Source organism: Sinomonas cellulolyticus (genome assembly GCF_014656475.1).
Taxonomy (GTDB): domain Bacteria; phylum Actinomycetota; class Actinomycetes; order Actinomycetales; family Micrococcaceae; genus Sinomonas; species Sinomonas cellulolyticus.
Genome location: NZ_BNCM01000007.1, coordinates 144,492 through 169,745, shown reverse-complemented (window position 1 = coordinate 169,745; position 25,254 = coordinate 144,492). Strand labels below are relative to the sequence as shown.

Sequence of the window (25,254 nt, the reverse complement as noted above, 5' to 3'; positions counted from 1 at the left end):
TTATTCCCCGGCGGATGTCCCCGGGGTGTCCCCGGTCAGGTCGTCGCCGGGCTCCGCCGGACGGAAGTCGCGCAGCACCGCGGCCACATGCTCTCGGCTCAGCTCGAACCCGTAGGCGCTGCCCGGGTTGAGCACGAGGCCCAGCTCGGTGCCGAGGTTCTGCAGCAGCACTGCGCCCTGGGTCTCGACAACCGTGGGCGCGTGCTCGAGGAAGTCGGGCCGGATCCGCTGGCGGTGCGTGAATGCCGCCACCACGGGATCGCCCTCGGCGTTCGTGAGCACGAGGGGCTCCACGAACTCCGTTTCGCCCGGCACCGGCTCCGGCACGAGCAGGCACACGATGCTGTTCAGGAACAGCAGCACGGAGCGCTGCCCGTCGTCCTCGCTGCCGGACGAGGCGGTCCTGAGCGATTCCTCGAGCTCGGTCAGCGGCGCGGGGTCCAGGTGCGGCGGCACCCCTGCGGACGACGCCGCGTCCGTGCCCGGGGCGACCGGCTCGCCGTCGTGCCGGCTCACCGGCTGGCCGCCTTCGCCCGGCCGGACGCGGCACGCCGGGCAGGCTTCTTCACCGGGCCCTTGGCGCGCTTCTCGGCGAGCAGCTCGATGGCCCGCTCGCGGGTCAGCTCCTCGACCGCCGTAGCCCGCGGGACCGTGATGTTCGTGGCGCCGTCAGTGATGTACGGGCCGAAGCGGCCCTCCTTGACCACGATCGGCTTGCCGGAGGTGGGATCGTCGCCGAACTCCGCCAGAGGCGCCGCGGCTGCTCTGCCGCCGCGGGTCTTGGGCTGGGAGTAGATCTCGAGGGCCTGCTCGAGGGTGATCGTGAAGATCTCCTCCTCGCTGCCGATCGACCGGGAGTCTGTGCCCTTCTTCAGGTACGGGCCGAACCGGCCGTTCTGAACGGTGATCGCGTTGCCCTCCGCATCCTCTCCCAGACGGCGCGGGAGCGTGAGCAGCTGCAGTGCCTGCTCGAGCGTGACCGAGTCGAGGCTCATCGACTTGAAGAGCGAGGCCGTGCGCGGCCTGACCTTGGCCGGCTTCTTGGGGGGCTTGGGCTTGCCGTTCTTGTAGTACTCGACCGGCTGGGCCGCGAGCTGCTCGGGCGTCATCTCGGGGATCACCTCGGTGACGTAGGCACCGTACCGGCCGTTCTTGGCCACGATCTCATGCCCGGTGAGCGGGTCCTTCCCCAGGCTGCGCTCCTCCGGGCCCGCACTCTCCATCAGCTCGAGAGCCTTCTCGGCCGTCAGCTCGTCGGGGGCGAGGTCCTCGGGGACGTTGGCCCGCTCGGGGACCGAGCCCTCAGGAGCATCCGCCGGCAGCGGCTTCTCCAGGTACGGGCCGTACTTGCCCACCCGGAGCACGATGCCCGGGGCGATCTCCACGGAGTTGACCTCCCGCGCGTCGATCTCGCCGAGGCCGTTGACGATCCGGGTCAGGCCCGGGCTGTGCTCGTCACCGAAGTAGAAGTGGCTGAGCCAGTCGGAGCCCGCCTGCTCGCCGGCCGCGATCTTGTCGAGGTCCTCCTCCATCTCTGCCGTGAAGTCGTAGTCCACGTAGTCGTGGAAGTGCTCCTCCAGCAGGCGCACCACGGAGAACGCGATCCAGCTCGGCACAAGCGCCGTGCCGCGGGTCCGGACGTAGCCGCGGTCCATGATCGTCGAGATCGTCGCGGCGTAGGTGGACGGGCGGCCGATGCCCCGCTCCTCGAGCGTCTTGACGAGCGAGGCCTCGGTGTATCGCGGCGGCGGGGACGTCTGGTGGCCGTTCGAGGCGATCTCGAGCGCGTCGAGGGGCTGGCCCTTGGCCAGGACCGGGAGCCGCCCGCCCTCCGCGGACGCGGCTCCGCCTCCTGCGCCCTCGGTGTCCTCACGGACCTCGTCGCGGCCCTCCTCGTACGCGGCGAGGAAGCCGCGGAAGGTGATGACCGTGCCCGAGGCCGCGAACTCGGCGTCGCGCCCCGCGGCCTCGCCGGAGACCGCCGTCGCGCCCAGGCGGACCGTCGCGGTGGAACCCTTCGCGTCCTCCATCTGGGATGCGACCGTGCGCTTCCAGATGAGCTCGTAGAGGCGGAACTCGTCGCCCGAGAGCTCCTTCGCGACCTGGGCTGGCGTGCGGAACGCATCACCCGCCGGCCGGATGGCCTCGTGCGCTTCCTGCGCGTTCTTCGCCTTGGAGGCGTACACCCGCGGGCGCGACGGCACATACTCCGTCCCGTAGAGCTCCGACGCCTGACGACGGGCAGCCGTCACGGCCTGGTCGGAGAGCGCCGTCGAGTCGGTACGCATGTAGGTGATGTAGCCGTTCTCGTACAGCCGCTGGGCCACCTGCATGGTCACCCGCGCCGAGAACCGCAGCTTGCGGGCCGCCTCCTGCTGGAGCGTGGACGTGGTGAACGGGGCCGCCGGACGGCGGGTGTACGGCTTCTCCTCAACGGAGCGGACCGAGAACGCGGCGCCGTCGAGTCCCTCGGCGAGGGCCGTTGCCGTGGCCTCCGTGAGCAGCTCGGCGTTCTTCGCGGTGAGCTCGCCACGGTCGTTGAAGTCGCGGCCGGTGGCGATCTTCCTGCCGTCCACGGACGCAAGACGGGCCTGGAAGCGCTGGGGAGCGGCAGCGCCGCCGTCGTGCGCCGCCGTCTCGAGCGGTGCGAGGGTCGCCACGAGATCCCAGTAGCTCGCGGTGCGGAACGCCATCCGCTCACGCTCGCGCTCGACGACCAGTCGGGTCGCAACCGACTGGACTCGGCCGGCCGAGAGCCCGCCGGCCACCTTGCGCCACAGCACGGGCGAGATCTCGTACCCGTACAGGCGGTCGAGGACGCGGCGGGTCTCCTGGGCGTCCACAAGCGAGTCGTCGACGTCGCGCAGCTCGGCCATCGCGCGCTGGATGGCCTCCTTGGTGATCTCGGGGAAGGTCAGGCGGTGTACCGGCACCTTCGGCTTGAGCACCTCGAGCAGGTGCCACGCGATGGCCTCGCCCTCGCGGTCACCGTCGGTGGCGAGGTAGAGCTCATCGGCGTCCTTGAGCTTGGCCTTGAGCTCGGCGACCTTCTTCTTCTTGTCCGGTGATACGACGTAATACGGCTCGAAGCCGTTCTCGATGTCGACGGCGAACTTGCCCACCGAGGTCTTCTTCAGCTCGGCTGGCAGGTCGGAGGGCTGCGGGAGGTCGCGGATGTGGCCCATGGACGCGTCGACCTCGAAGCCGTCGCCCAGATACTGGGCGATCGTCTTGCTCTTGGCCGGCGACTCCACGATCACGAGCTTCTTGCCGGTTCTAGCCTTGGTGGCCACGGTACTCCTCGCCAGACTGCTGCCGTTCTGCCGCGCCCGTGACCGGTCATCACCGGCAGCCAGGGCGCGAAGGGGCGCGGCGGTGCGCCGCGCAAGTCCCTAGTTCACCATACGACGGCCGCGGACATGCAAGCGGCGGGGGTCCATGTGGACAGCCGCGCCTCAGGCATGGGCAGCGTTCGCCGCCCCCGGAGCCGGTGCCGCACCGGCCTGCTCGGCGGGAGAGGCGGCATGCTCGCCGCCGGAGGCGATGCGCTCAGCGGCGGACGCAGTCCCCTGTCCGGCAGTCCCCTGCCCCGACGAGGAGGCCTTGGCGCGCGGCCTGGGCGAGTCGCTGCGCGCCGCCCGGCCCTTCTGGGGCTCGCGCACCTCAGGCAGCATGGACCACACGAAGTACATCCGCTCGGTCGCCTCGCCCGGGGCAGGCTCCTCGAGCTCGAACTCGTCCATGAGCTCGAGCATGCGCTGCTTGAAGCGCGCGCGCTGGTCGAGGGTGAGCTTCATGCCGTTGCCGGAGATCATCATGACCGGCGATTCGTCCGGCTCGCCCCGACGGCGAGCGGCGTCGCGGTGCTTCGCATGGCTTGCGATGCGGGTGCGGAGCGACTCGATCTCCATGTCGATGATGGCCAGGCCCGGCGTCTGGCCCGTGGTGGCCGTGTCGAGGTTGAGGTCCGTCCCGGCAGCCTTCCAGCGCCGCTCACGCCCGTCGCCATCGCTCGGGGCATCCACGACAATGCCCCACTTCTTCAGGGCTCGCAGGTGGTAGCTCATCGCGCTCGGCGTGAGCCCGGTGAACGCGGCCAGCTCGGTGGCGGTGCGGCTCTCCTGGCTCGAATAGAGCTCGTTGATCGCCTCGAGCCGAGCGGCGTGGGCGAGGGCCCTGATCGCCTTGGGATCCGTGATCCGAACAGGGTTCTCGCTGCGCGAGCTGCGCTTCTTGTCTGTCATAGTGCTTTTTCTCTGTGCCGGTATTGCAGTGTAATAAACGCCACATTCGCGCTCGATGTCAAGCTGTTTCTTCACGATTGACGGAGACGGCGTCACGGACGCTGCCGCTCTTCCTGTCCGCAGCGCTCCCCCGCCCGTCCGCCGGCCCCAGGAAGCCTTCCTCGACGAGGCTCCTCGCCTCAGCGAGCAGCCCGACGCGGAACGCCGGATCGTCGCGGTCCAGGAGTGCCGCGAGCGCCGACACGATCTGGCCGGCCGTCAGATCGCCGTCGCATGCGGAAGCGAACCCGGCCAGTTCGGTGCTCAGCAGGGCGGTCCGTCGGAAGCCGGCACCCTGGCGCAGGAGGATCACTCCCGGGTGCTCCGCACCGGGGCGCTGGTGGCGCTCCTCCGTCACGTCCTCAGCGACGAGGAGCCGTTCGCTGGCGAGGTCGGGGTGCTGCGCGAGCCAGTCCGCCCTCGCCACCGCCGCCGCCCAGTGCGGCCCGATCGGCTGCTCGAGCGGGTGCGCGAGGTGCTCGAACCTGTCAAGGCGGCCCTGCCCCTCCGCCGGACGCCGCAGCCACAGCACACCGAACCCGACCGCTGAGGTTCCGCGGCCGGCGAAGTCGGCGAGGTAGGCGGCGTAGGCGTCCTCGTAGGCCGCGGGGTCCCGCTGCTGCGACGCATCGGCGAGCCACGTCTCGGCATACTGGCCCGGGCCGACCTCCTCCCTCTCGAGGACCCATGCGTCGAGACCCTCGGGAATCCAGCCGCGCACGCGCTCGTGCCACGCCTGACCCGCGGGGATCTCCCAGTTGCCCAGCATCTGGGCGGTGCCACCCTCGGCGAGGACCTCGCCCAGGCCGCCCACGAGCGTCGACACGAGCTGGTCGCCCGGCAGTCCGCCATCCCGATAGGTGAACTGGTCCTCGGCCCGCTCCGAGGGCGTGCGCGGAGTGATCACGAACGGCGGGTTGGAGACCACGAGGTCGAACCGCTCGCCCGCGACCGGGTCCAGCAGCGACCCCTTCCGCAGCTCGATGCGGTCCTCGGGACGATCGGGGTCGACCCTGAGGGCCTCGGCATTGAGCAGGACGTTGAAGCGGGCGAACGCGAGGGCCCGGTCCGAGATGTCCGTCGCGACGACGTGCCGGGCGTGCTCGAGGAGGTGCAGGGCCTGGATTCCGCAGCCGGTGCCGAGGTCGAGGGCCCGGTCGACTGGACGGCGGGCCGTCGCCTGGACCAGCGTCGCGGACGCCTGCCCGATGCCCAGCACGTGGTCCCGTCGGAGCACGCCCTGACGCTGGTGGGCGGCGAGGTCGGACGCGACCCAGACCTCCCGCTCGCCGTCGCGCGCGTCCCACGAATACGGCCGGAGGTCGACGGCGGCCGCCAGCGTCCCGGCGTCGTGCGGCGCCGTCCGGCTCTCCGAGGAGGCGAGCCCCAAGGCCATCAGTCCCTCCGAGCGGACGGAAGGGAGAATGGCGTCGAGCGCCGCCGCCGCGAGCGGGCGCGCCAGCAGGAAGAAGCGCACGACGGCGCCTAGCGGCTCGCGCACGGGGTCCTCGCCCGCCACACGGGTCGCCACGAGTGCCGGAACCACCTGGTCTCGGCCGAGGGCGGCGTGGGCCTCCGGGCCGAGGAGCTCCGCCACGGCATCGACGGTATAGTCCAGCGCTGCCAGGTCCCGGGCCAGCGAGCGCAGGAGCTCGGGCCGGTCGGAGACGGGCACGTCGGGCGGGACGGCGGGGCTGTTCACCTACGAAGTCTAGGCGGCTGCACAGGGCCGGACGGAAAATGGGTCCATGGGCCGAATCGGAGCGAGAGGGGCAGCTGCCGCCGTGCTTGTGGCAGTGGTAGCGGCATGCTCCTGCACCGGCTGCGCCTACTCCTATGACGATGGGCTGGCCCCCCTCGGACAGCGGGAGTCCGCCGCGAGCGCGGCTGCGGCGGCTTCCGCGTCCGCGGCTGCCTCGGCCGCCGCAGACCAGCTCGCCCGGCAGGGACGGATTCGGCAGGGCCTGGCCACGGCGGCGCCGTTCGCCCAGCTCCTCGCCGGACCTCCTCTCACGGAGTGGGCCGAGCTCGTGCTCCCGGACGACTCCGGACCGTCGTTGGCCTTCGCGACGGGTTCGGTGACACCGTCGACGCCCGCTCGGATGATGGGCGTGGATGCCGACCCGGGGCCGGCCACGCTGCATTTCGCCTGTCGCGGGATCGGACGTGCGACGGTCGACGTGGCGGCCGGCGGCAGCAACCTCCTCAGCACGACCTTCGCGTGCAACCGGGCCTGGTCACGCGCCTTGGATGTTCCCGCCTGGGGGCACGTGGACATCCAGTTCTCCTCTGCCGGGGACGCCTCCTCGAACGTCGCGTTCCGGCTCACGCGGGGGTGACTGTCCCCGACCGCGTCGGCGCCCGCGTCCGTCAGGCGGAGCAGCCGTCGGGGCAGCGCAGCGTCTCGGGCGCCGCGGCGCAGGCCTCGCAGTAGAGCGTCAGCCGCCGGCATGCGGGATCAGAACAGTTGTGGAAGTCGCTCGTGGGAGCGTCGCATCGTGCGCATCGGCCGATCGTCGCAGCGTCCTCGCTGAACTCGAGGTGCATGCGCCGGTCGAACACGTACAGGGACCCTTCCCAGAGCCCCTCATCCTTGAAGGCCTCCCCGTACCGGACGATTCCCCCGTCGAGCTGGTACACCTCGTGGAAGCCTCGGCGGCGCATGTGCGCGGTGAGCACCTCACAGCGGATCCCTCCAGTGCAGTAGGTGACCACCGGGCGGTCCTTGAGGTCGTCGTACTTGCCGGAGTCAAGCTCGGCAAGGAAGTCATGGGTCGTGGCGGTGTCTGGCACGACGGCGTCCTTGAAGCGGCCGATCTGGGCTTCGAAGGAGTTCCGGCCGTCGAAGAACACGACCTCGCGGCGCGGATCGCCTGCGTCGCGCCCGGCCGACACAAGCTCGTGGACCTGCTCAGGCGTGAGGCGGATTCCACCGCCCACAACCCCCTGCTCCCCCACCTCCAGCTCCTCCGGTGCGCCGAAGGAGACGAGCTCTGGCCGCACCTTGACCGACAGCCGGGGGAAGTCGTCGGCGCAGCCCTCGGACCACTTGACGTCGAGTTCCCTGAAGCCGGGGTATTCCTTCGTGGCGCGCAGGTACCGCTTGACGTCGTCGAGCTCGCCCCCCACGGTGGCGTTGATGCCGTCCTTCGAGACGATGATCCGGCCGCGGAGTCCAAGGCTTTCGCAGAGGCTCCGCTGCCACAGCCTGACCGCCTCGGGGTCGGAGAGTGGGGTGAAGCAGTAGAAGAGGACGATTCGGTGCAGAGCCACCCGTCAAGGGTACCGGCGCGCCGTGGGCACCGGTCGGGTGACAGTTCAGTCACGAGCCCTGTCAGGCGGTGCCTGTACCGGTTATCGTCTTGGCTATGGGAGAGGATTCTCTGCGCGAGCTTCTGCACACGTGGGTCGAAGGCTGGGCCTCCACGCGCCACTATCCGGTCAAGGAGGTGGGTTCCTTCACTGCCGCGCAGCTGACGGACAAGTCCGGGGACTGGGAGGCGTTCGCCGTCAGCCCCAGTGAGGAGGAGTTCGCCGAGCTCGCGGCCTTCGTCTCCGAGTCGGCGCCCCGGCTGATGACAGTTCTCACCGACGACCTGCCCAGCTACCGGACGCTTGCGGCCCAGCACGGGCTCGTGGAGCTGGCCGGCAACCAAGAGCTCATGGTCATGGACTTCGAGGGCAAGGACGTCGAGGCGCCCTGGCTCAACGACGACGAGCTCAGGCTCAACACGGAGTACGAGGACCACAGCGCGACCGTCACCGTCACGACCACCGACGGGACGCTCGCTGCGAGCGGCCACGTGGCTGTCGCCCATGGGTACGCCGTCTTCGACCGCATCGTGACCGAGCCGGCCTTCCGCCGCCGGGGCCTCGGCAGCTTCGTCATGAAGGCCCTCACCGCTGCGATGAGCGAGCACCAGCTCGACCAGGGCCTCCTGATCGCCTCCCCCGACGGCCAGCACCTCTACCACCATCTCGGGTGGAATGACGTCTCGGGGGTTCTGGTCCTGACGAACAAGGGCACGACAGCGGGCGGTTCGCTCTCCGCGGACTGAGGCCTCCCGCGAGGCTGGCAGAATGCTGCCGTGGCCGCGCACGATTCCCTCCTCTCCCTTCTGGGCCGCTCCGGCGATCCAGAGGAGCTGCGGCACCTCCGCACCATTCCGGCGCGACCGGCCCGCCATGCTGGGTGGCCGGAGTGGGCCCATCCCGACCTCGTCGCGGCGCACGCACGGCTCGGGATCGCGGAGCCGTACACCCATCAGGTGGAGGCTGCTGACCTCGCCCACTCCGGCCGCCATGTGGTCCTCGCCACCGGCACCGCATCGGGCAAGTCCCTGGCCTACCAGCTGCCCGCGCTGGACGCTGTCCACCGGTCGGAGCTGAGGATGGCAGCCGAGCCCGGCCGGATCCATGACGACGGCGCAGTCGTCCTCTACCTCTCCCCCACCAAGGCCCTCGCAGCGGACCAGCTGGCCTCGATCCGTGCCCTCGGTCTGCGCACAGTCCGGGCTGAGACCTACGACGGCGACACCGAGCAGTCCGCCAGACGGTGGATCCGCGACCACGCGAACGTGATCCTTGCCAACCCGGACATGCTCCACTTCGGAATCCTGCCCAACCACGTCTGGTGGTCGTCGTTCTTTCGGCGGCTGCGGTTCGTGGTGATCGACGAGGCCCACTCGTACCGCGGCGTCTTCGGCTCCCACGTTGCCAACCTGCTCCGACGGCTGCGACGGGTGTGTGCACACTACGGGTCGGATCCGGTGTTCATCGCCGCTTCGGCGACCTCTGGGGATCCCGAAGGCTCTGTCGGACGGCTGATCGGCGACCGGGTCACCGCTGTCACCGAGGACGGCTCGCCGCATGGCGCCACCGAGGTCGCTTTCTGGGAACCCCCGCTGACCGAGGCCAAGGGCGAGAACGGCGCACCGCAGCGCCGCACAGCCATCGCGGAGACCGCAGACCTCCTGGCCAACCTCGTCGCCGCGCGCGTGCGCACGATAGCGTTCATCAAGTCTCGGCGCGGCGCCGAGGCCATCTCGTCGATCACCCAGCGGCTCCTGGAGGACGTCGACCCGAGTCTGCCGCCGCGGGTCGCGGCCTACCGTTCGGGCTATCTCCCCGAGGAACGCCGCGAACTTGAGAGGAAGCTGCGCTCGGGAGAGCTGCTGGGCGTCGCGAGCACGTCCGCTCTCGAACTCGGGATCGACATCTCCGGTCTCGATGCGGTGCTCGTCGCGGGCTGGCCCGGAACCAGGGCATCCCTGTTCCAGGAGATCGGCCGCGCGGGCCGGTCTGGACAGGACGCACTCGCCGCCTTCGTCGCAAGCGACGATCCGCTGGACACCTATCTGGTCAACCACCCGGAGGCGATCTTCGACACGTCGGTCGAGGCCACGGTCCTCGACCCTTCCAACCCATACGTGCTCGGTCCGCACCTGTGTGCCGCGGCGGCCGAGAAGCCACTGACGACGGCGGACCTCACCCTCTTCGGCCCCTCGGCCGAAGCCCTCCTCAACCAGCTCGAGGCGCAGGGATATCTGCGGAGACGGCCGTCGGGATGGTTCTGGACCCACCCGGAGAGCGCCGCTGGCATGGTGAATCTCCGCGCGGACGGAGGCGGCCCTGTGAGCATCATCGACGCCGAGACGGGGCAGCTTCTCGGGTCGATGGACTCTCCTCAGACGCATTACCAGGCGCATCAGGGAGCGATCTACGTGCACCAGGGTGCGAGCTACCTTGTCGAGGACCTCAACGAGGCGGAGCACTGCGTCGTGGTGCGGCGGGTGAACCCGGACTACTACACGACGGCACGGGACATCACCACGATCGAGGTCCTCGAGGAACTCCGCGCAGAGCAGTGGGGTCCTGTGGGCGTACATTTCGGCGAGGTGCGGGTCACGACTCAAGTTGTCTCCTTCCAGCGCAAGGCGCTCATCTCCCATGAGGTGCTCGGGGAGGAGCCGCTTGAGCTCGAGGCACGGGACCTGTTCACAAAGGCGGTCTGGATCACCGTCCCCGAGCCGACCCTGGTCGCTTCGGGACTGATCCCCGCGCAGTTCCCAGGCGCACTCCACGCCGCCGAGCACGCATCGATCGGACTGCTGCCCCTGGTGGCATCGAGCGACCGCTGGGACATCGGCGGGGTGTCGACAGCCCTCCACGCGGACACCGAGGAGCCGACGATTTTCGTCTACGACGGACATCCCGGCGGGGCCGGCTTCGCCGAGCGCGGCTATGACAGCCTTCGTGTCTGGCTCCGCGCCACGCTCGAGGCGATCGAGGCCTGCGGGTGCGAAGCGGGCTGCCCGTCCTGCGTCCAGAGCCCCAAGTGCGGCAACAGGAACAATCCGTTGGACAAGGCGGGCGCTGTCACCCTGCTCTCGGGCGTCCTCCGTCAGGCGGACCTGGCGGATCGCGCAACCGCGGGCGGTGCTGGAGCCTGACGACGGAGCCTCCGTTCAGGGTCCTGGCGCGGGAGCAGGAGGACCGGCACGCGCCCGGCCAGGGGCTGGCCCCCACGGGGCGCCGGTGGGGATCTCGACGATCACCCTCACGGTGCTGCCGGTGGCCTCGACCTCGCACCTGATGAGGACGGCACCGTTGAGCTCCGCAACAGCGCGTCCAGCGTCGCAGGCTCGCCCGGTCCGGAGGCCTCGTTCCGCATCCGCCGCCGCGAGGGCCGCCAAGTCAGCCGCCGCTGCAGCGCGTACGGAGGCGGTAAGCCCCTGTCCGACCATCAGCACCATGCCCAGGGCGAGGATCAGCAGGAGGCAGAGGCCGAGCGCGAGCACCGTCCCCGATCCGCGCTCACGCTCCGATGCGGGACCTGCCGGATCCGAGGACAGAAGCGCTGCCTGTTCCGTCACTGGTTTGCCTCGATGGTCAGACTTGCCCGAGCCGCGGCGGTGAGGCCGACCACGGTGGCGAGTGGGCCCGGGACCTCGGCAGAGACGGTCACGGTGACAACGCCTGCCGAGGACTCGATCAGATGCTTGGCGCTCGGCCCTGCGACACGTTCCACTTCGCGGGCAATGACAGGAGGTCCTTCACCACGGGCGATGGTGCGTGCCGCTGCACGGGCTGCCTCTTCGACGCGTACTTGGCACAGTGCGGCCGAACCGGCACTCAGGAGGACACCGAGCAGCAGGATGACGGCGGGAACGGACAGTGCGAACTCTGCGGTGACCGATCCCCGCAGGGACGCCGGGGACGAAGGGAGCCCGGCGTCCCTGTGGAGGCGCCTCACGGCATGGCGAGGGCTGAGCGGATGATCCCGAGAAGGAATCCACGGACCTCGTCGCTGCGCATGATCACTACGAGGAGCCCGGCGAATGCGACCGCACCGAGGGTGGCGATGGCGTACTCGGCCGTTGCCATGCCCCTCTGGCCAGTCGCCCGGGCCATGAACCAGAGCCGGAGGAGCTGGATCCGGATCGCGGCGCGCCGGCGGAGGAGGTGAAGAGTGCGCAGGGGCCGGTCACGGCCCCGCGCCAGGTCAGCTGACACCTGCCCCGTTCCCGGGCTCTCGGCCCGCGGCACCGCCGGCGCACCGGTCTGGCCGTGCTCAGGAAGCAGGTGGTCCCCGGGGAACAGCTCGATGACCTCGCACTGCCTCCCCGTGGTCCGCGCGCTGTCGGGCCGCTGCCCGGGCGCCGGCGCGGGTCGGTCATCCGCAGGTACGGCTGAGCCCAGCATCGGCCGGTCGCGGGTTGTGGCGCGGTGCGCGGGTGCTGTCATGATTCCTCCTTATGTGGGGTGACTGGACGTCCAGTCAGGGCGTCCATGTCCTGTCTCCTTCCGGACCATGTGGCCGGAAGCTGTGGCGTCTGCACGCCGCCTGCCCGGCAAGAGCAGGAGCCTGTGGTGAGTGCCTTCAGCCGTCGGGGATCATTGCCAGGAGCACTGGGATCACCCCCAAGCAGAGGAAGGCGGGAAGTGAGCACACACCGAGCGGAACGACGAGCCGGACGCCGAGGGCTGCCGCCCGCTTCTCGAGCTCACGATGGCGCGTGCGGCGCAGCTGACGCGCCCGGGCAAAGAGGAGTTCGGCTGACGGGGCGCCTGTGGTTGCGGCGAAGTGCAGCGCAGCGCGGATCTGCTCCGCCTCGTCGCTGGGCTCATCCGGCCACGCATGGCTCCACGGAGCTCCGAGCTCCAAGGCGGCCGCTGCACGGGCGAGCACGTCCGCACTTTGGCCTCCGAAGCGCGCGGCAATTCCGAGTGCCCGGGGAAGGGCGAGTCCCGCTTGGAGCATCGCTCCCACCAGTTCGAGCAGCAACGGTGCACTCGCCCCCTTCGGGATGGCTGCTGATCGAGCACGTCGGGCACCCCCGTTCCTGCCGGCCGCGGGCGGGTCGGGCGTGTCGGCGCGCCGTTCGTCCGGCACCCGCAGCAAGGTGTTGGTCCTGCTGGCCCCGCTAGCCAGACCAAGCGCAGCCGCGGCGGCCAACGAGATCAGGCCCGCGAAGAAGATGACGTTCATCGCACCTCCGAGGCCGACGCCACTAGCCGAGTGGACCACCAGCGGCCGACTGCGGTGAGACCGAAGCCGAGGCCTAGGCATAGGGACCCCAGCGGCGTCTGCAGCAGCGTGGCCAGTGGGTCCGCCCCCATGAGGAGTCCTAGCCCCAGCCCGGCAATCGGCAGCACGCTGAGCACTTGAGCGGTGGCACGGGGACCGGCGAGCGCAACGGCCCTGGCCGCCGCAGCATCGGCATCTGCCTCCAGCTGACCGGCCAACCGGTCGAGGACGTCGGCAAGTGGACTGCCCGAAGCCTCCGCGGTCTCGATGCAGGCCGCGACGTTCAGCCATACTCCGACAGCAGCCTCCGTCCGCGGCCCCCCGAGACGGGATCTGCTCGGGGAGTGTCCGCAAGCCTCTCGGATGGCGTCGGCAACCGGGCGGCCCAAGGCTGCGGCGTGGGCCGCCGCCGCGAGGATGGGGCCGTCGTCGTCACCTCCTCCTTCCCTCTCTCCACCCCGACGGCCAGCTCTGCGGCCCAGGGCCGGGAGCCGGGGTACGCCCGCGCCCTCCCCAGCGGGCTGGACAGCGAGATGTGTGTCCGCGGCCTGCCGCCACATCTGCCCGGGCGTGCGCCCGGCACGAAGGAGTGCCCCGAGCTGTGCCACGAGGAGAGAGGCGATGTGAAGCTGGATGGCGGGATCCTGACGGGCAGCCCATCGCGGTGCTGGCCGGCCCTGCGGCTCGAGGTCCTCTACGCCGACCCCGCCCGGGGGTCCCCCACGTTGTCCTCGCATAAGCGCGGTGGTCGTGCTGCTGCCGCGGCGCAACGCGAGGCACCAGGCGGCGAAGAGCGCCGCGGCTGCGGCCAGCGCTGCCGCGAGATGGGCGCTCACGCCGCACCCCCCGTGAGTCGTACGGGGCCGGCGGAAGGCAGGCCCAGAAGGGACGCCAGCCGGTCCCATCCGGGGCCCCGGACGGAGTCACCACCCCTGTGTTCCGTCCACTGCAGCGCGTCCTCGATCCGTAGGCCGGACCCTTCTCCAGACACAGCAGCGATGCTCGCGACGCGTCGCCCTTCGGCGGTCCGTTCAAGATGCACCACGGCGTCGAGCGCGCTCGCAGCCTGCAGTGCGGTCGCCTCGGCGCTCAGACCTGCAAGGGAACCGAGGGCAGCCAGCCGGGCCACAACCGAGCCGGCGGTGTTTGCGTGAACCGTGCCGGCTCCGCTGTGCCCGGTATTGAGGGCCGAGAGGAGCTCTCGTACCTCAGCGCCCCGGCATTCCCCGACGACAAGCCAGTCGGGGCGCATTCTCAGTGCCTCACGGACGAGCTGCGCAAGGTCGACCGTGCCCACGCCCTCGACATTTCCGTGACGCGCCTCGAGGCACACGGCGTGCCCGTGGTCCGGGGCGAGTTCTGCTGCGTCTTCGACCAGGACAATGCGGTCATCCGCGGGCACAAGCGTGAGAAGCGTGCTCAGCAGCGTGGTCTTGCCCGAGCCCGTCGCACCGCTCACGAGGAAGCTCCGCCGCTGGCCCACGAGCAGCTCAAGCACCCGCCGCTGGTCGCGCAGGAGGCCCCCGGAGGACTCGAACTCGTCCAGACTGATCGGCGAGGGGCGCCGGATGCGCACCGAAAGAAGCGTTCCGCCCGTCGAGACAGGCGGGAGCACTGCGTGGACCCGGTATCCGCCGGGGAGTCGGACATCAACGCACGGGCACGAGTCGTCGAGCCGCCTCCCTCCCGCGGCGACGAGGCGCACTGCCAAGGACCTGACAGCTTCTTCTGACGGGAAGGACACGCGGCTCCGTTCCAGCCCTTGGCCGCGGTCGAGCCACACATCGTCTGGGCTGTTCACGAAAAGGTCCGTTACCGCGGGATCGTTGGCGAGCGGCTGCAACGGGCCGAGCCCCCGAAGCTCGGCCGAGATGAGCTCGACAGCCTCGAGGGTGCCGCCGGTTCCGAGGAGGCGCCCGCTGTCCTGTACCGCGGCCGCAATGCGTGCGGGAGTCACGGGTCCCGGCTCCGACAGGACCGAGCGGCGGACGCTGTCGAGAAACTCGGGATCGACGCCGCGGTGGCCCCTCACCGCACAGCCCGCCGTCCACGCGCGACCAGCCGTGTGCCCACCGCGAGCGCATCGGCATCCAGCTCCGCCTCGGTATGGGCAGGGAAAGCGGCCGTCCTCTCGAGAACGGTCTGCGCGAGCCTCCGCACGGAGCGGTGCGGGGCGAGGTCGGAGAGCCGTCCGGCGTCCGCGGCTGCCCCGACCCGCCGGAGATGAGGGAGGCGCGCCACGAGCGGACAGCCCACGAGATCGCTCAGATGTTCTGCATCCACGCCCTCGGCGGTCGCCCCGCGGATTACGGCGCCGACCGGAACCGGGGGCAGTTCGTGGAGCAGCTGAACCGCCGAGAGCGCCGCCCCCAGCGTTCCGGGGAGCACAATAAGGACCTGATCGGTGGCCCACGCGAAGTCTTCGAGCCCCTCTCGGCCACGGCCCACGTCCACGACGACAAGCTCGAAGGCTGAGCGGGCGGCATCGAGCGCAGTGGAGACCGCTGCACCCGTAACCCGGACATTCCTGCCCGGCGCGGCCGGCCACGACAGGAGAGCTGCGCTGCCGGCCCTGGGAAGCGATGCCGCCAGTTGGTCCGGGTTGATGGCCCCTCGCGCGGATGCGAGATCCGGCCAGTGAAGCCCTTCGCCCGGGCGCTCGAGCACACGGGCTTCCAGGCCTCCTCCGAGCCGGTCTCCATCCACCAGGAGTGTCTGCACGCCGGCGGAGGCGGTCGCCACGGCGAGGAGCGCCGCCGTCGTGCTCGCGCCGGCGCCCCCGCAACCGCCGACGACCCCGAGGACTGTCCCGAGCTGGCCCTCCGCTCCCCGCCGGGAGAGGAACTCCACCAGCCAACCCGCAGCGTCCGGCAGCGCGGCCACGTGCTCGATGCCCAAGGCGGCGGCGTGCTGCCACAGGACGTGGTGGTCCTGCGGCAAACCGACAAGAAGGGCGGTACCGCGATGCACTGGCGGGAGTTCCGGCACGTCAGGGCCGACCATCAGCAGGTCCGCCGAGTGCCACGTCGCCTGTGCGTCGCCCACCCCCGTGATCCCCTCGAACCCCACACCGGCGACGGCCGCGACCCGGGCGCACTCCTCCAACAGGGCGCCGTTCGCGGTGACGCAGAAGACGGTCGCTGCGCCCTCGGGGAGCCAACCGCGTCCGTCGTGTCCCCCGCGGCGGAGGCTCATCGTGTCCTGCCCATTGCGTGCCATGGCTTCAGCGTTCCGGCACATCCCGGACGCAGTAACCCTGCTGCCGTCCGATGTGGACAACACGCCGGAGCCACCCCTGTGGAGGACAAGCCGGCCCCGGGGGCCAGCGAGAATAGGGGGGTGTACGAGCTGGTCGCCCCCGCCCCTGGCGGAGCTGCGCTGATCCGCCGTCTGGGCCGAACCGGGAGGCCGACCGGCGACACTGAGTGCGTGGCCCAGGCCGAGCTACCGGAGGCCGTACGGCGCATTGAGCAGCGGCACGGGCCCCGCTGGGTATGGGAGCGCACGGCCGAGGTCTACCCGGCACTCCTGACGGCAGGGGTGGAGGTGGACCGCTGTCACGATCTCTCGCTCTCGGCTGCCATTCTCGCCAGCTCGGCGTTCGTGTCCCCCGCCTACACCCCCCGAATCGGTCTGCCTGGTTCCACCGATCCCGACGCCGAGCCGGCGGGAGTGCTCGCCCCCGGGCCCCTTTCCCCGTTTCAGGGGACTCTCTTCGAACCTGCAGCCGCTCGGGGACCCGGGATCGATGAGCTGGAGGACGAGCTCCAGTCCCAGCTCGCCGCCGTCGCACGTTCCCCAGCTGCCTCACGCCTCAGGCTCCTTCTGGCGGCTGAGTCTGCAGGCGCCCTCATCGCCATAGAGATGCAGCAGGCGGGAATGCCATGGGACGCTGCTGTCCACGACGCCCTGCTGACCGCACGACTCGGCCCGCGGCCCTCACCCGGGGCCCGACCTGCCCTGCTCGAGGCGAAGGCCGGGGAGCTGCGCACTCTTCTCGGTGCGCCGCGGCTCAACCCGGACTCTCCCAGAGAGCTCATGCAGGCGCTCCATCGGGCGGGCGTGGAGGCTCGGACCACGCGCGCCTGGGAGCTGCGCCAGTTCAGACATCCGGCGATCACCCCGCTGCTGGAATACAAGAAGATGGCGCGGCTGCTGTCAGCCAATGGGTGGGCGTGGATCGATGCGTGGGTGCGGGACGGGCGCTTTCGGCCGGAATACGTGGTGGGAGGCGTTGTGACGGGCCGCTGGGCCTCGCGCGGTGGCGGCGCCCTCCAGATCCCCGCCGAGGTGCGCTCCGCCGCCCGAGCCCTGCCCGGCCACCGGCTGGTCGTGGCGGACGCCGCCCAGCTCGAGCCCCGCGTGCTCGCCGCGCTCGCCGGCGATGGCGCCATGGCCGAAGCGGCCCGCGGACAAGACCTCTACGCAGGTATTGCCGCCTCGGGATTCGGAGGTGACCGGACCCAGGCGAAGGTTGCGCTCCTAGGGGCGATCTACGGTGCCACCACTGGCGAGTCCGGGCGGCTGATGCCGCAGTTGACGCGGATGTACCCGCGTGCCGTGGCGCTGGTGGAACAGGCGGCGCGCGACGGCGAACGCGGCCTCACCGTCACAACACACCTCGGGCGCAGCACACCCGCCCCCTCCGCCCGGTGGCGCGCATCCCAACGGACAACCACCGCCGAGGAGCAGCGCCGGGGGGATGCGGTGGCCCGCGACCGTGGGCGGTTCACCCGCAACTTCATCGTGCAGGGAACCGCCGCCGAGTGGGCCGAGTGCTGGATGGCCGATCTGCGCGGCCGTCTCCGGCGCATCCGGCGCCAAGGGCTGACCGCCGAGCTCGTCTACTTCCTGCACGACGAGGTGGTGATCCACGCCGAGGAGGCTGCGGCGGAGGCGTGCGCGGCGGCTGCCCGGGAGGCTGCGCGCGCCGCTGGGCGGCTCCTGTTCCCGGGCGTGCCCGTGGAGTTCCCGCTCACAGTGGCCGTCGTGAGGTCCTACGACCAGGCCAAGTAGCCCAAGAGTTGTCCACATGGCACCGCGGCACCCTCGCACCGATACCGCTCCGGCTCCTAGCGTGGCAGGGAACCGGACGGAAAGGGACTGACATGGTGGCCATTGTGGTGGACCCGCAGCGGCTCGTTGAGTGCGCAGGGCACATCAGCAGCGCGCACGCGGAGATCGTCCGGGGGACCGATGCACTCACGGGCGGCCTTGCCAGATGTGGCGGGATGGCGGGCCACGACCCCGCGGGCATCGATTGGGCGGCGGCGTACGACCCGACGTCGAGCAGCCTTCTCGCACTCTGTGCGGATCTCGCGGAGCGCTTGGCCACCCACGTCCACGCCCTCAACCAATCAGCAGCGGCGTATGGGGCCAGCGAGGAGTGGTTCGGGGGCGGCCCGCAGCCTGGGCTGCAGCTCGCTCCGGCTCAGACCGCTGCAGGTGTGCACCGGCGGAGCATTCCGACCGCGCTCGGCGGCGAGCCCTTCAGCCCATCGGATCAGGTGACGCAGCTTGTGGTCCAGCTAGTCGGGGCGGTCTGGCCCAACGGGGACCCGGCTCTCCTCCGCTCCGCCTCCTCGCAGTGGGGCACCTTGTCCGCCAGCCTCGACTCTGCGCGGCGCACCTCCTTGGCTTCTGCGGCAGGATCGCTTGACGGTTTGGCCTCACCCACGGTCACCGCCGCCGCGGAACGCGCGATGGAGCTGGATCGGGCGCTCGAGCACCTGAGCGCGGGGGCATTGGAACTGTCTGACGCATGTGTAGATCTGGCCAGGCACATCGACAGCACACACCAGGAGGTCCGCTGCGAGCTGGTCTCCCTCACGGCCGAGCTGGGCCTCACGGTCCTGCTGAGCACCCTCACCTCGGCGGTTACGGCGGGACTTGGCGCAATCGTCGGCAGTGTGGCGTCCGCTGGGCGTGTTGGTGTCGCGGTGGCTCGCATCACCGCGCTGTTCCAGCGGCTAGCTGCACTCGCCCGTCCTGCGGTAGAACGTATCGGCCGCCTCGGGGAAGCTCTCGCGGCTACGGGACGACGCATGGTGCGCTTCGCCGGTGGGCCTCTCCCCCAGCCGGTGCGGCGATTGTCCATCGGCGGCATTGCACGGACCGTGGAAAGGGCGACCGATAACTGGGCGGTGGCGTTCCTGACGCAAGGTCCAGCGGCAGCGGTGGCGAAGGCCCTCGAAAGGCCGCTGCAGGCTGCCGGGGCGCGGCTCGGAGGAACGGCCGCACGACGCGCCCTCATCCTTGGGTGGCGTGCCGACGTGCCGGGAGTTCGGGGCGCACTCATCAGAGCTGGACAAGGCGCGGCCTCGCCGCTCTCCGGACCGCATGCCGTATCGAGTCCACTGCACTGGACCGCGCCCGCCGGAGCACGGGAAGCGGAGGCGGCAGCGGTGCGGGCCTTGGGCTCGGAGAGGACGGTGGCTCTCACGCACCGGCTTCAGGGAGCACTCGAGAGACCGCTGGACTCGGTCAGGGCGTCACTGGCGAGCGCAGCTGGCGACGCCGCCGGCCGAGCGCCGTCCCCACAGGAGCTGGAGCCGGACAACGGGGAGAGGTCTCCAGACCCCACCTGGACCGCAGGGCTCCCTGTCCCCGGAGCGGACGGGGTGCGCCTCGAGGTTCCGAAGTCGCTCGATCTTGGACACGGGATCGGGCTGGACCTCGGCGAGAAGAGGATGACGGGAATATTCGGCATCGACGTGAATGTCCCGCTCCCGGGACCGATGGGCAGGCTCGCCGACGCCGGGATCACCACTATCAGGGCCACCGACGTTGACGAGAACTGGTGGAGGCAGCGCATCGGTTCCATGACCGCGACTGCGCCAGCGGCCTCCGCCTAGTCCGATGCGCGGCTCACAGGTCGATGCGGTGTTCCCGGGACGTATCCCACGGAACGGCCCAGCCCAGTGCTGTGAACAACGAGTCCAGAACCATGGCCGTGAAGCCCCACACGAGGACATCGCTGACCAGGAACCCCGGGCTCGCGAAGCGCGCTCCGCGCCTGTGCAGGACCACGGTGACGCGGTTTGCGGGGTCCAGGAGGTCCCGGACCGGGGTACGGAACACCTGGGCGGACTCACCGAAGTCGACGACGTCAACGGGCGACGGGGATTCCCACCAGCCGATGACCGGAGTGACCAGGAAGCCGCTGACTGCCATGCCCAGAGGCGGAAGCTCTCCGAGCACTTCCACGCCTTCCGGGTCGAGGCCAGTCTCCTCCCGGGCTTCGCGGAGTGCGCAATCGACGAGCGTGGCATCGTTCGCATCCTTGCTGCCCCCGGGAAACGCGACCTGGCCCGGGTGCGATTCCAGAGTGGCGGCACGCTCGAGGAGCAGCACGTCCAGCTCTGCAGGTGCCAAGGGGCGGTGGGACGCGGCAGGGATGTCGTCAAGCGCGCCGAAGAGCACAAGCACCGCGGCCCTGCGGAATCCTTCGGGCAGGGTGGCCGGGTGCCATCGGCGGTCGAACGGGTCGGCCTCACCGGCCCTGATCGCTTCTACAAGCTGCTCGAGCTCGTCGCGGGCGCTCACCTTCGGGGGCCTCTGGCCGTAGCTTGGTCAGCGGTGAACGCTGCCGCTGCCGCTGCCTGCGCTTCCGTCCTCTGGCGGATGGCAGCGGCGGCGGATGCATTGGCGACCATCTCGGCGTGCAGGGCTTCCTTCCCCGGTGCGAGTTCGAATCGCAGGAGCTTACGAGCCTTCGCCGGATCGGTCTCTCCCTCCCCGAACGAGGGGCACAGTGATGCGACGACGCAGGCACCGCACGCGGGCCTCCGAGCGAGACAGACCCTGCGCCCGTGGAACACGACGCGGTGCGAAAGCAGGGTCCAGTCTTTCGGCTCGAACAGTTCCATCACGTCCCGCTCGACGACCAGAGGATCCTCTGAGGCCGTCCATCCGAACCTCTTGGCGAGCCGCCCGAAGTGCGTATCGACCGTGATGCCCGGGATGCCGAAGGCGTTTCCGAGCACGACATTGGCGGTCTTCCGGCCCACTCCGGGTAGCGTCACGAGGGCGGCGAGTGAGCCGGGGACGACGCCGTCGAACTCGTCGACGATCTTCTGTGCGAGCGTGTGCACGCTGCGCGCCTTGGCTCGGAAGAAGCCCGTGGGCCGGATGATCTCCTCGATGTCGGCCGGATCCGCCTCCGCTAGGGCCCGCGCGTCGGGATACCGGGAGAACAAGACCGGTGTTACCTGGTTGACCCGGACGTCCGTTGTCTGCGCGCTGAGAACGGTGGCAACGAGCAGTTCGAACGGGTTCCGGAAGTCGAGCTCAGCGTGGGCGTACGGGTACGCCTCGCCGAGGACGCGATTGATCCTGCGCGCCCGCCGCTTGAGGGCGAGCTGCGACTCGTCGGGGCTCATCCGCCGCCGCGCGCGGGATGCTGGCGTCGTGCTCACCCGCGTTCTATTCCGGCAAGTTCTCGGAGGATCCCGACGCGCCCATCGGTGCTCTGCACCACGAATTCACTTCCGCGGTCCTGCAGCGCCAGGATCCACTGCCCCGGCTGCAAGTCAAACAGCGGCCGCCCTGTCTGCGAGTCGACGGCGGTGCGCCGCTCACTCACCGCGAACCAGAAAGCCTCGTAGGGTTGAGGCTCCTCGTACGGTCGCGTTGCCCCGATATCCTCGTGGGCGGCCGACGGCGCTGCCGGCTGTGGCCCCCGCGAGGAAGCGGGGAAGACCGCGGTGGCCGGTCCGGGCGAACCCGCGGAGGGCGGCTGCTCGGCCAGCGGCGCCTCCAGTGGCCGCGCCTCAGCCGGACGCTCGTCCTCGGATCTAGCCTCGGCCTTACCTTCTGCTGCCGGACGCTCCACCTTCGGAGACGCGACGACGGGGCTCACGGGTTCGGGGGCGCCGTACGCTTCCCCGTCGGCGTCGCCGAAGTGGTCCCGGCTGCCGGCGCTCTCGTATGCAGCCTCCTGCGTGGGGGCCCCGGCTCCCGGCACGCCGTTCTGGCGCTCCGCCTCGCCCGGTCGGGTCGAGTCGGTCGCGTCCGGGCCCAGAGCATCGGACGGGAACGGCGAGTCCTGACCCGCGACCGTCTGGCTGGCGAGGTGTGCCTCGGTCGCTTCAAGTGCGGCGCCATCACGGGCGTGGGGCGTACCGAGCGTGCCGAAGGGCCCAGAAGCAGCGGCTGCCTCGCTGGACCGGTCCTCATCCGCGTGCGTTGTCCCGTCAGCCGGGGATGCCGCCGATCGCGAGTCGTCGCTCGCCGGTGTGGTTCCGTTCACGGGCGCCCCGGGATGCTCGGTTGCGCCTCCCGGCGCGGGCGACCACACGCCGTCGTCCGCGCCAGCCCAGGCGAGAGCTGCACCAGCGGCCGCCGCCGAACCTGCGGCCGCCGCCTCGTGGGGCGCGCGGGTGGCACCTCCGCCTTGCCCCGTGGCGACGGGCCTCCCGCCCGGGCCATTCTGAGGAGCGCCAAGAGGGGGACGGTCCGGTCCGCGCTGCCCACCCGGAGCGGTGGGACCTGCCGCATCGACGGCAGGGGCCTCGGAGTCGTGCGGCCGCCCGGCCGGCGAACTCACGCCACGTGCCTTGGGCCGGCGCAGAGCTGGGACCGCATCGCGGGCCATGGGATGGGCGGGCACGTTGGCCCGGCCGTCGAAGTCCACCGCGAAGGGCGGGATGAAGCGGGCCACAGTAGTCGCGCCGATCATGGCGAAGCCGCCCAGGAGCCCCACGAAGGCACCCGGGGACAAAGTGGTGACGGTCAGCACAAAGTAGAAAGCCGCGCTCAGCACGGCAGTCACGGAGGCGAACTGATCCACGGAGAGCGACCCGACCCGCAGCCGCTGGGCTGGCGACAGCCCGCGCCACGCGAACAGGGCCGCCGAGGCGAGGGGCCCGAGGATGCCGACCGACAGGAAGAACAGGTTCGAGGCGTTCCAGAGGTTTGCGAACAGGAACCGGTCGAACAGCGGCAGGAGCGACGCGACAAACGTGATGACGACGCCGAGGAACAGGGTGAGCTCCCGGATGGTGAATGGCCCGAGCAGGGCCTCGCTGCGGCGCCCTTTGGACGGGCTCTTGCTGGGTTCAGTCATGAGTCACTCCTTCGGTTCTTGGAATTCAGCCTAGCCACACGAACTTGGACCGACCTAGAAGCAGTGCCCTCCGCGGCGACGACGACAGCTCCGCTCCAAGGCGGCCATTCGCCGTCGGACGCCTACCGTCTGCCGCACAGAACAGGCCGCCCGGCGCGGCAGTGTGACGCACGCAACGTCGCTGCCACCCCTATCGCGCTACTGTGGACGAAGGCAGCCGGTGTGGGCGGCCTCACATCGGTGGCCGCCGCCCACGGCGCCACCCTCGAGGCGGGACCGGCCCGGCTGCACCACGCGAAGAACGAGCCGAAAGGACATCATGTCCCACGAAACCGTCAAGGGCGACGCCTTCGAGAATCTGCTGCGCGAGGAGCGGCAGTTCGCGCCGTCGCCGGAGTTCGCCGCGGCGGCCAACGTCAAGGAGGGCATCTACGCGGAGGCAAATGCCGACCGGCTGGCCTTCTGGGCAGAGCAGGCCCGCACTCGCCTGACCTGGTCGAAGGACTTCACGGAGACGCTCGACTGGTCCGACCCGCCCTTTGCGAAGTGGTTCGTGGGCGGGGAGGTCAACGCCGCGTACAACGCGCTGGACCGCCACGTGGAGAACGGCCTCGGCGACCGGGTCGCGATCTACTTCGAAGGCGAGCCCGGAGACACCGAGACCATCACCTACGCCGACCTCACCGAGCGGGTCAAGCGGGCCGCGAACGCCTTCGAGGCGCTCGGGGTCGCAAAGGGCGACCGTGTTGCCGTCTACCTGCCGATGATCCCGGAGGCCGTGGTGACGATGCTCGCGTGCGCGCGGATCGGCGCAGTGCACTCGGTCGTATTCGGCGGCTTCTCCTCGGAGGCGCTCCGTTCCCGGATCGACGACGCCGAGGCGAAGCTCGTGGTCACTGCCGACGGCACGTTCCGCCGGGGCAAGCCGTCCCCGCTCAAGCCAGCGGTGGACGAGGCGCTGGCTGAGGATGGGCACACCGTGCAGCACGTCCTGGTGGTTCGGCGCAACAAGCAGGACGTCGCATGGACCGAGGGCCGGGATCTGGACTGGTCCGAGGCGATGGCGTCCGCGTCGCCGGAGCACACCGCCGTGGGCCACGACTCCGAGCACCCGCTCTACATCCTCTACACCTCCGGCACCACGGGGAAGCCGAAGGGCATCCTCCACACCACCGGCGGCTACCTGACCCAGTGCGCCTTCACGCACTCGGCGGTGTTCGACCTCAAGCCGGAGACGGATGTCTACTGGTGCACCGCGGACATCGGCTGGGTGACTGGCCACTCATACGTCACCTACGGGCCCCTCATCAACGGCGCAACGCAGGTCATGTACGAGGGCACGCCCGACTCTCCGCACCAGGGCCGCTGGTGGGAGATCGTCGAGAAGTACAAGGTCTCGATCCTCTACACCGCCCCTACCGCGATCCGCACCATGATGAAGTGGGGCTCGGACATCCCCGCGAAGTACGACCTCTCCTCCATCCGGATACTCGGCTCGGTGGGCGAGCCGATCAACCCCGAGGCGTGGATGTGGTACCGCGAGGTCATCGGCGCCGGCAAGGCTCCGATTGTGGACACGTGGTGGCAGACGGAGACCGGCGCCATCATGATCGCCCCGCTCCCCGGAGTGACCTCGACCAAGCCCGGCTCCGCCCAGGTCCCGCTCCCGGGCATCGCCGTGGACGTCGTCGACGAGGCCGGCGCAGCCGTTCCGAACGGGCATGGCGGCTTCCTCGTGGTCCGTGAGCCGTGGCCGTCGATGCTCCGCACCGTCTGGGGCGACCCGCAGCGGTTCAAGGACACGTACTGGTCCCGCTTCGAGGGGATGTACTTCGCCGGCGACGGTGCGAAGAAGGACGACGACGGCGACATCTGGCTCCTGGGCCGCGTCGACGACGTCATGAATGTCTCCGGCCACCGGCTCTCCACGACCGAGATCGAGTCCGCCCTCGTCTCGCACCCGTGGGTCGCCGAGGCCGCTGTCGTGGGCGCTGCCGACGAGACGACCGGCCAGGCCGTCGTCGCGTTCGTCATCCTGCGCGGCGAGGCGGAGCTTCCCAGCGGTGAGGGCGCCGACGCCGAGATCATCCAGACCCTGCGCAATCACGTGGGCCACGAGATCGGCCCGATCGCCAAGCCGCGGCACATCCTCGTGGTCCCCGAGCTGCCCAAGACCCGCTCGGGCAAGATCATGCGCCGCCTCCTCAAGGACGTGGCCGAGGGCCGTGACCCGGGCGACGCCACGACTCTCGCGGACCCGACGGTGATGCAGAAGATCGCCGCGGACCTGCGGAAGTAGCGCTGGCCCGAGGAATCCGAAACTACGCACGACGGCGGCGCCTCACCCTTGCGGGTGGGGCGCCGCAGTCGTCAGT

20 protein-coding genes are annotated in these 25,254 nt (G+C 70.4%); 6 read left to right on the top strand and 14 right to left on the bottom strand.

Annotation, left to right across the window (positions count from 1 at the left end):
* From IE231_RS10975 to IE231_RS10960, 4 genes are all read right to left on the bottom strand, one after another.
* On the bottom strand, positions 1 to 516 hold the full coding sequence (locus IE231_RS10975; protein ID WP_229866715.1) for an SseB family protein: 516 nt from the start codon (positions 514 to 516) through the stop codon (positions 1 to 3).
* A complete protein-coding gene (topA, locus tag IE231_RS10970; protein ID WP_189694001.1) occupies positions 513 to 3,293 on the bottom strand; it encodes a type I DNA topoisomerase in 2,781 nt (926 codons plus the stop codon). The genes IE231_RS10975 and topA overlap by 4 nt, the downstream gene beginning before the upstream one ends.
* A 162-nt stretch (positions 3,294 to 3,455) precedes the next feature.
* On the bottom strand, positions 3,456 to 4,244 hold the full coding sequence (locus IE231_RS10965) for an ArsR/SmtB family transcription factor (RefSeq protein WP_189694000.1): 789 nt from the start codon (positions 4,242 to 4,244) through the stop codon (positions 3,456 to 3,458).
* 58 nt (positions 4,245 to 4,302) lie between these two features.
* A complete protein-coding gene (locus IE231_RS10960) occupies positions 4,303 to 5,985 on the bottom strand; it encodes a DUF7059 domain-containing protein (protein WP_229866713.1) in 1,683 nt (560 codons plus the stop codon).
* 46 nt (positions 5,986 to 6,031) lie between these two features.
* Here IE231_RS10960 and IE231_RS10955 point away from each other — a divergent pair, with 46 nt between their 5' ends.
* Entirely contained in the window at positions 6,032 to 6,622 is a 591-nt protein-coding gene (locus tag IE231_RS10955; RefSeq protein WP_189693999.1) for a hypothetical protein, read from the top strand.
* Between the two features lie 31 nt (positions 6,623 to 6,653).
* Here IE231_RS10955 and trhO read toward each other — a convergent pair whose 3' ends face one another.
* Positions 6,654 to 7,556, bottom strand: coding sequence for an oxygen-dependent tRNA uridine(34) hydroxylase TrhO (gene trhO / locus IE231_RS10950; RefSeq protein ID WP_189693998.1), 903 nt, complete (start codon positions 7,554 to 7,556; stop codon positions 6,654 to 6,656).
* A 95-nt stretch (positions 7,557 to 7,651) separates the two neighbouring features.
* Between trhO and IE231_RS10945 the strand changes: the two genes are divergently transcribed.
* A complete protein-coding gene (locus tag IE231_RS10945; RefSeq protein ID WP_189693997.1) occupies positions 7,652 to 8,341 on the top strand; it encodes a GNAT family N-acetyltransferase in 690 nt (229 codons plus the stop codon).
* A 30-nt stretch (positions 8,342 to 8,371) separates the two neighbouring features.
* Positions 8,372 to 10,735: a DNA 3'-5' helicase SftH gene (sftH, locus tag IE231_RS10940; RefSeq protein ID WP_189693996.1), complete on the top strand. Its 2,364-nt coding sequence runs from the start codon at positions 8,372 to 8,374 to the stop codon at positions 10,733 to 10,735.
* A gap of 15 nt (positions 10,736 to 10,750) precedes the next feature.
* On the opposite strand, the gene IE231_RS10935 is transcribed toward sftH, so the two are convergent.
* The 6 genes from IE231_RS10935 to ssd form a co-directional block, all read right to left on the bottom strand.
* Complete coding sequence (locus IE231_RS10935) at positions 10,751 to 11,158, bottom strand: Rv3654c family TadE-like protein (RefSeq protein ID WP_189693995.1); 408 nt, start codon at positions 11,156 to 11,158, stop codon at positions 10,751 to 10,753.
* Entirely contained in the window at positions 11,155 to 11,538 is a 384-nt protein-coding gene (locus IE231_RS10930) for a TadE family type IV pilus minor pilin (RefSeq protein WP_229866710.1), read from the bottom strand. The genes IE231_RS10935 and IE231_RS10930 overlap by 4 nt, the downstream gene beginning before the upstream one ends.
* Complete coding sequence (locus IE231_RS18255; RefSeq protein WP_229866705.1) at positions 11,535 to 12,029, bottom strand: DUF4244 domain-containing protein; 495 nt, start codon at positions 12,027 to 12,029, stop codon at positions 11,535 to 11,537. The genes IE231_RS10930 and IE231_RS18255 overlap by 4 nt, the downstream gene beginning before the upstream one ends.
* A gap of 136 nt (positions 12,030 to 12,165) precedes the next feature.
* Positions 12,166 to 12,570 (bottom strand): type II secretion system F family protein, encoded by a 405-nt coding sequence (locus tag IE231_RS10920; protein WP_229866703.1) that lies wholly within the window; start codon positions 12,568 to 12,570, stop codon positions 12,166 to 12,168.
* Positions 12,571 to 13,645: 1,075 nt separating this feature from the next.
* On the bottom strand, positions 13,646 to 14,845 hold the full coding sequence (locus tag IE231_RS10915) for a TadA family conjugal transfer-associated ATPase (RefSeq protein ID WP_189693993.1): 1,200 nt from the start codon (positions 14,843 to 14,845) through the stop codon (positions 13,646 to 13,648).
* Positions 14,842 to 16,032: a septum site-determining protein Ssd gene (gene ssd, locus IE231_RS10910; RefSeq protein WP_189693992.1), complete on the bottom strand. Its 1,191-nt coding sequence runs from the start codon at positions 16,030 to 16,032 to the stop codon at positions 14,842 to 14,844. Before ssd ends, IE231_RS10915 begins: the two co-directional genes overlap by 4 nt.
* A gap of 120 nt (positions 16,033 to 16,152) precedes the next feature.
* Here ssd and IE231_RS10905 point away from each other — a divergent pair, with 120 nt between their 5' ends.
* Both IE231_RS10905 and IE231_RS10900 read left to right on the top strand, forming a co-directional pair.
* Positions 16,153 to 17,829, top strand: a complete 1,677-nt coding sequence (locus IE231_RS10905; RefSeq protein WP_189693991.1) for a bifunctional 3'-5' exonuclease/DNA polymerase — start codon at positions 16,153 to 16,155, stop codon at positions 17,827 to 17,829.
* Between the two features lie 92 nt (positions 17,830 to 17,921).
* Entirely contained in the window at positions 17,922 to 19,667 is a 1,746-nt protein-coding gene (locus IE231_RS10900) for a WXG100-like domain-containing protein (RefSeq protein ID WP_189693990.1), read from the top strand.
* A 13-nt stretch (positions 19,668 to 19,680) separates the two neighbouring features.
* On the opposite strand, the gene IE231_RS10895 is transcribed toward IE231_RS10900, so the two are convergent.
* The 3 genes from IE231_RS10895 to IE231_RS10885 are packed head-to-tail and all read right to left on the bottom strand — an operon-like array spanning position 19,681 to position 22,879.
* Complete coding sequence (locus IE231_RS10895; RefSeq protein ID WP_189693989.1) at positions 19,681 to 20,358, bottom strand: NUDIX hydrolase; 678 nt, start codon at positions 20,356 to 20,358, stop codon at positions 19,681 to 19,683.
* Complete coding sequence (nth, locus tag IE231_RS10890; RefSeq protein WP_189694069.1) at positions 20,355 to 21,194, bottom strand: endonuclease III; 840 nt, start codon at positions 21,192 to 21,194, stop codon at positions 20,355 to 20,357. The genes IE231_RS10895 and nth overlap by 4 nt, the downstream gene beginning before the upstream one ends.
* 32 nt (positions 21,195 to 21,226) lie before the next feature.
* Positions 21,227 to 22,879 (bottom strand): hypothetical protein, encoded by a 1,653-nt coding sequence (locus IE231_RS10885; RefSeq protein ID WP_189693988.1) that lies wholly within the window; start codon positions 22,877 to 22,879, stop codon positions 21,227 to 21,229.
* 319 nt (positions 22,880 to 23,198) lie between these two features.
* On the opposite strand from IE231_RS10885, the gene acs reads away from it, so the two are divergent.
* Entirely contained in the window at positions 23,199 to 25,178 is a 1,980-nt protein-coding gene (gene acs, locus IE231_RS10880) for an acetate--CoA ligase (RefSeq protein ID WP_189693987.1), read from the top strand.
* Positions 25,179 to 25,254: the final 76 nt, after the last annotated feature.

Coding starts and splice junctions, on each gene's coding strand:
- IE231_RS10965 (WP_189694000.1), bottom strand. CDS start 4,244: ATGACAGACAAGAAGCGCAGCTCGCGCAGCGAGAACCCTGTTCGGATC.
- IE231_RS10955 (WP_189693999.1), top strand. CDS start 6,032: ATGGGCCGAATCGGAGCGAGAGGGGCAGCTGCCGCCGTGCTTGTGGCA.
- IE231_RS10945 (WP_189693997.1), top strand. CDS start 7,652: ATGGGAGAGGATTCTCTGCGCGAGCTTCTGCACACGTGGGTCGAAGGC.
- IE231_RS18255 (WP_229866705.1), bottom strand. CDS start 12,029: ATGACAGCACCCGCGCACCGCGCCACAACCCGCGACCGGCCGATGCTG.
- ssd (WP_189693992.1), bottom strand. CDS start 16,032: ATGGCACGCAATGGGCAGGACACGATGAGCCTCCGCCGCGGGGGACAC.
- IE231_RS10900 (WP_189693990.1), top strand. CDS start 17,922: ATGGTGGCCATTGTGGTGGACCCGCAGCGGCTCGTTGAGTGCGCAGGG.
- nth (WP_189694069.1), bottom strand. CDS start 21,194: ATGAGCCCCGACGAGTCGCAGCTCGCCCTCAAGCGGCGGGCGCGCAGG.
- IE231_RS10885 (WP_189693988.1), bottom strand. CDS start 22,879: ATGACTGAACCCAGCAAGAGCCCGTCCAAAGGGCGCCGCAGCGAGGCC.
- acs (WP_189693987.1), top strand. CDS start 23,199: ATGTCCCACGAAACCGTCAAGGGCGACGCCTTCGAGAATCTGCTGCGC.